The sequence below is a fragment of the Clostridium ragsdalei P11 genome (assembly GCF_001675165.1).
Taxonomy (GTDB): Bacteria; Bacillota; Clostridia; order Clostridiales; family Clostridiaceae; genus Clostridium_B; species Clostridium_B ragsdalei.
Map to the genome: position 1 here is coordinate 22,290 of NZ_LROS01000032.1, position 6,475 is coordinate 28,764.

The 6,475-nt window shown below is 31.6% G+C and carries 4 protein-coding genes; 1 reads left to right on the plus strand and 3 read right to left on the minus strand.

Going from position 1 to position 6,475, the window contains the following annotated elements:
- Window positions 1-183 precede the first annotated feature (183 nt).
- The gene (locus tag CLRAG_RS13320; protein ID WP_065078878.1) at window positions 184-1,401 is read right to left on the minus strand and encodes a deoxyguanosinetriphosphate triphosphohydrolase family protein; all 1,218 of its coding nucleotides are present in this window, start codon (window positions 1,399-1,401) and stop codon (window positions 184-186) included.
- A gap of 155 nt (window positions 1,402-1,556) precedes the next feature.
- Here CLRAG_RS13320 and CLRAG_RS13325 point away from each other — a divergent pair, with 155 nt between their 5' ends.
- Window positions 1,557-3,002 carry a DEAD/DEAH box helicase gene (locus CLRAG_RS13325; protein ID WP_065078879.1) on the plus strand — a complete coding sequence of 482 codons (1,446 nt, stop codon included), beginning with the start codon at window positions 1,557-1,559 and terminating at the stop codon, window positions 3,000-3,002.
- 127 nt (window positions 3,003-3,129) lie between these two features.
- Here the strand turns inward: CLRAG_RS13325 and CLRAG_RS13330 are convergent, their stop codons facing one another.
- Together CLRAG_RS13330 and CLRAG_RS13335 are read right to left on the minus strand one after the other, a co-directional pair.
- Window positions 3,130-3,768, minus strand: coding sequence for a class I SAM-dependent methyltransferase (locus CLRAG_RS13330; RefSeq protein ID WP_242872147.1), 639 nt, complete (start codon window positions 3,766-3,768; stop codon window positions 3,130-3,132).
- A gap of 257 nt (window positions 3,769-4,025) precedes the next feature.
- The coding region (locus tag CLRAG_RS13335) for an efflux RND transporter permease subunit (RefSeq protein ID WP_065078880.1) at window positions 4,026-6,475 on the minus strand (2,450 nt) is incomplete at its 5' end.

The following is a 6,475-nucleotide window of genomic DNA, read 5'->3' on the forward strand; positions in this document are numbered from 1 at the left end:
TTCTTATAAAGTTGGGGATAACGGCTGCTACGCCCCTGGATAACGATTTCCCCTAAAGGATAACGCCTTCTAAGTGCTAAAGCACTAAGAATCCTGTTAATAAGTTTCAGATGGAGAAAAAACTCCACCTGAAACCAAGAACTCTGTTTATTATATTCTACTTACATAACTTTATATTGTCAATTAAAATCTCAACATTTCATTAAAAACTCTTATGGCAAAGTTATCCGTCATACCAGACGTATAATCTATGATAGCCTGGATATAATCACGATAATTCTTTAAATCATAAATTTTTTCATTATCTCTCCATCTTCCTTTAAATTGAATACAATATTTTTTTAGCCATCCAGAAAATCCCTCATGCAGCGAAGGATATATCCTTTTAAAGTCTTTAATTTTGTCTAATGTCTTTTCACCATCATAATAACCCATTAAAGTATTTAATATGGTATCTAAAACTAATTTTACATAATTTTTAAAATTATTAAGCCTTTCATGATTATAAATATTTTCATAATTAAATTCCTTTACAAGATCAATAAAATTCAAATATTTGCTTGACAATACAATACCATTATCTGGACTACTATTTTGACATAAATCTACAATAAAATTGTGCATGAGCACCGTATTGTTTATTTCTCTTATACTGTGTATACCAACAGTATCTTTTGTTATTTTATATAGTTCTTTTAATTGACTTCTCTTTAATATTCCAAGTTTAAAAGCATCTTCTATGTCCCGACCCAGATAGGATATTTTATCTGCTATTTTAACAACACAACCTTCCCAGGTATAAGAAGATATTTGTAATGTTTTTTGTATATCGTTTAAATCTACAACCTGATCTCTTGGAAAAATTGCCTCTGCCCTTACCTCTCCACAGTGACATACAATTCCATCCCTTACAGCATAGGTTAAATCAAGGTTGCTTTGTTTTCCCGCAGGGTTTGGCAAAGTTTCTATTTTATCTACAAACCTTAAACTATTTTTTTCGTGCCAGAATTCATTGCCTAAATGTGCTTTAGAAAAGTCTCCTAATATTTTTTCACCTTCATGTCCAAAAGGGGTATGTCCTAAATCATGTCCAATGGCAATTGCTGTAGTAAGCTGTGTATTTAAACCCAAATAGTTGGCGATAGTATAGCTCACAGCAGAAACATGGTTTACATGTTCTATTCTTGTGCATATATGGTCATTATCTGTTGCAAAAAATACTTGAGTTTTATGTTTTAGTCTCCTGTATGAAGTAGAATGCAATATTCTATTATAGTCTCTTGAAAATTCGCTTCGGAGCTCATGGTTTCTTTTATACAATTTGTTTTCTCTAGAAATGCTTTGTTTCCATTTTTTATTATTCTCTGTAGTAGCAACATCTAAAAATTTTTTTCTCTCCATTTTTCGACCTTCCTTTTTGCAACTTGTATGGTGTAAATATTATACCATAATTTAAAATATGCAATGAATGAATTTCATTAAGTCCCCTATACATTATAAGCACATAATAGTATGATAAGTGTTGTTAATATAAAAGTATACGAGGTAAAAAAATTATGGATAAACTAAAGTTTAAAGATTTCGCATTAAGTGAAGATATATTAGAATCAATAGAAAAATTAGGATATAAAAATCCGTCCCAGGTTCAAGAAAAAGTAATACCACTTATTTTTAAAAATAAAGATATTATAGTAAAGTCACAAACTGGCAGTGGAAAAACAGCAGCTTTCGCCATACCAATCTGTGAAAAAATAGAACTTGAAGAAAAAAATCCTCAGGTATTAGTACTTGCTCCTACAAGAGAGCTTGCACTACAAATAAAAGAAGATTTTTACGATATAGGAAGATTTAAGAGAATAAATTGTACTGCAATCTTTGGAAAAGAGCCTATAACAACTCAGATAAAAGAACTTAAACAAAGAACCCATGTAGTAGTTGGGACACCAGGAAGAACACTAGATCATATAGAAAAAGGTACTCTTTCCCTGAAAAAAATACAATATTTGATCATAGATGAAGCAGATGAAATGCTAAATATGGGGTTTATAGATCAGGTCAAAGCTGTCCTAGATAAGCTGCCTAAAAATAGAGTAACTCTCCTTTTTTCTGCAACCATTCCCCAGGAAATACTTAAATTATGTGCTGCATATATGAATAATCCTATTAATATAGAAATAGAAGCCGAAAATCCTGTAATAAATAGAATCAATCAAATATATTATCAGATAGAGGCATATAAAAAATTCGATTTGTTAAATAAGCTAGTATATACTCAAAGGCCAGAAAGTTGTATGATATTTTGCAGAACAAAGAAGAATGTAGAAGACCTTGTGCTTCAAATGAAAGGTAAAGGTTATTCCTGCAGTGCCCTTCACGGAGGAATGCTTCAATCTGAAAGAATTGATGTCATGAAAAGATTTAAGCGAGGAGAATTTATTTTTCTTGTATGCACGGATGTTGCAGCCCGTGGAATAGATGTAGAAAATATAACCCATATCATAAACTATGATATTCCTATGGAAAAAGAAAGTTATATTCATAGAATAGGAAGAACAGGCCGTGCAGGAAAAAGTGGAACTGCCATAACTTTCGTTACACCTAAAGAATATAGATTTCTAGAAGAAATAGAAAACTCCTTCAATCTTACTATTGAAAAAGGTGACGTTCCATCAAAAGAGGAAGTGGAAAAAGGCAAGGATATATATAGAGAAAAGTTAAAAGCTGCTCCTAAGATAAAAAAAGATAAATCCAATAAACTAAATAAAGACATTACAAAAATATATATAAGTGCAGGTAAAAAGAAAAAAATAAGTCCAGGGGATATTGCTGGGACTATATCCAGCATTGATGGTATTAACCCTGAAGACGTTGGCATAATAGAAATTCAGGATAACTTTTCTTACGTGGATATACTATCTGGGAAAGGCCGCACAGTTCTCGATGGACTTAAACACAAAACCATCAAGGGGAAATCTGTAAGAGTAGAAATAGCTCAAAAATGATGCTAAACCTATAGGTTTTCTAAGCAAAAAATCAACTTATACTCCGAATATTTATACAACGACAAGTACGATTAAATATTTCTACGTATAAGTTGATTTTTAAGTTAGAATACTTATATGCGTAAAGCTAAACTAGATTAAATTCAACATTTACACGATTTTGTAAATTCTTATTAGGTTCTCTTATAGGCTTTATTGCTATTAATTCAACAATCATTTCCCTTACAACATTTCTAAATTTATTTACTTCCTCTAAAACCTTATAAGGTTCAACACCTTCATATTTATTTTTATCAACTGTTAAAATAAGTCTTTTTACTTTCCAATCCCCTCTATAACCATAGTCAGCTCTCCAATAAAACGGTTGTCCAAAATATCCAAAAGAATTTAAAAAATATTGTCTAACATGAGTAGGATCTTCAAAAGCTTCATCACTAGATCCATAAGGGCACCTAAAAATAGCTTTAGCATTTGGCTTTGCTATTCTATGAAGTTCCTGCATCATAGACAGTGGATTCTTTATATGTTCAATTAAGTGACTTGCATAAAACTCTTCAAAATAGTCATCCTCAAATGGAAGCTTAACATTAGCACATTCGTCTAAGTTTGCAGCTACATCCACACCTGGAAGCTTTATAAGATCTAAGTTTATCCATCCTTCAAGTATAGTTCTTCCGCAACCAAGATGAAGTTTCCTATACCCTTTATCTTTATAGCAATTTTCTTTTTCATTATTATATTTCGTTATAAACCACCTCCTAAACATTTACTGGAAAATATTCCTCCATACTTTTAATATATATTATTTATGACTACATAAAAGTGTGAAAAACATCCAATGAATTCATACTTTCCTTACTATAGTTATATTAAATTTTTATATTAATGTACCTTACTTTTTCCTATTATAGAATTTCTAAGCAAAAAATCAACTTATACTTCGAATATTTGTACAACCACAAGTGCGACTAAATATTTCTATGTATAAGTTGATTTTTAAGTTAAAACTCTATACGGCATTTCTTAATCAGTAATAACTTCTTTACTCTTAATCTTTTTTTCTAGTTTCGTATTTACCATAGAATAAACTACAGGTACTACCACAAACGTAAGAAACGTAGCTGTCAAAAGTCCACACATCATAGCAACGGACATAGGTCCAAAAAGTGCACTTCCTGAAAAAGCTAGTGGTATAAGTGCTGTAACTGTTGCCGTAGAACTCAATATTATAGGTCTAAATCTTTGGCTTACAGCAAACATACAAGCATCATCTACAGAAAGTCCATCTTCTCTACCATTGTTTATATACTCAATAAGAAGTATGGCATTTCTTATAACAACTCCAATTAAGCTTATTATACCCATAAAAGCTGTAAGTGACAGATTCATTCCAAAAGCATGAAGTCCTATTGAAACTCCTATAAGGGACAGTGGCAGAGAACACATTATTACAAGTGGTTGTACAAATGATTTAAATTGAATAAACAAGAGTACATATATTATTACTAAAATGAGCACACCTGCTACACCAAGGCTTGTGAAGTACTTACTTATCTGAGCCTTTTCACCATCATATATAACTTTTACTGGATCTATACTCATTCCATCTATTTTTTGCTGCAATTCTTTTTCTATATTAACTGAATTATATCCACTTTTAACATCACTGTAAATAGTTACAGTTCTGTCTTCTTTATAATGAGTGATCTTATCTATTTCCGAATTAAGTTTAACAGATGCAACCTCATATAAAGGTATTTTATTCTTGGTAACACTTGATTCAATATATAAATTTTTCAAATCTCCTACAGATGAAATATTTGTTTTGACCATAATATCATATTCATTACCATTTTTTCTATAAGTAGAAGCCTTATATCCTTTAAGTGCAATATTAATCTGCTGCAGGACATCTGATTTTAATAAACCAAGTTGTGATGCTCTATTTTCATCTATATCTACTTCATATTCATAAGTCTTTTTAGCAGCATCATCTCTTACATTCATAGTCCCAGGTATATTTTTTAACTGCTGCTGTATCTTTTCAGAAACCTTCTGAATCTGATCCAGGTCATCTCCAGTAAGTCTCAAACGTATCGGTGCACCTATAGGCATGGCTTCCTCAAGTTGTTTTACTGTAGCTGTACCTCCTGAAATGTTGTTATCTATTTGATTTTGTACATATTCTACTAACTCCTGCCTAGTTTTAAATCTATTTGTCTTCTTTAAATCTACTTTTATCATAATTTGGGCCGTGTCATCAGCAGGCGCAACTGTAGGAAGTGTTACATAAAACTTAGGCATACCACCACCTATAGCCGAAGTATAAGCTGTAACTTCTTTTTGCCGTTTTAATATACCTTCTATTTGGTTCACCAACTTGCTAGTACTTTTTATATCTGCAACTTTTTCATTTGAGACATCTATATATATCATATTTTTATCTACATAAGGGAAGAGCTGCATTCCGAGAGTTTTAATTAAAATCAATGCCACTGCAAAAACAGCTAATGCTGCCCCAATAATAGTTTTCTTGTGCTTAAGTCCATATTTTAAAAGATTCTCAAACATCATACGAATTGGATTTTCCCGTTTGCTCTCCTTACTCTTTCTAAAAAACAAAGAAGACATAGCTGGTGTTACAAACAACGCACATAAATAAGAACAGATTACACATATTATAACAACCTGCGGCAGGCTCTTTAAGAACTTTCCAACAACTCCTGATATTGAGAGCAAAGGTAAAAAAGCTCCTACAATGATTAAGGTGGAAGTAAATACTGGTACAAATAGTTTTTTTATTCCATTAAATGCCGCTTCATTCCTTCCCATACCATCATCTATTCCAACCTGTATGACATCTCCTATTACTATAGCATCGTCAACGAGTATTCCAAGGGCTATAATAAGTGCCGTAGTTGACATCTGTTCAACTTTTATTCCAAGAGCATACATAATAGCAAAAGTCATGCAGATTGATATAGGTATAACTGCAGATACTACCATTGCATTTCTAAAACCCATACCGATAAGAACAGTTATGATTACAAGTATTATTCCATCCCTAAGATTCTTCATAAAAAATGAGACAGAATCACTTACATCCTTAGGTTGAAAAGTAACTTCATCTATTTTGAGATCACTTGGCATTCCCTTTTTTATTGTATCTAATTTTTTCTTTATATCCTTTCCTATTGGAATTATATTTTTATTTTTTTGAAAATACGTTGCAAGCAATACTGCATTTTGAGCATTGTCAGTAAATTTATAAGTTGAATCATCATCATAGTCCATATATACTTTTGCTATATCTTTAATTCTTACCATTTCACCCGTACTACTTGAGACTCCTACAACAGTATTTTCTATATCATGCAGTGAACTAAACATCCCCGGCGTATTTACCTTTATCTTACCCGTAACCAAATTTAAGGAACCCGATGGTATATCTACATTTTGTGCCTTTAATACAG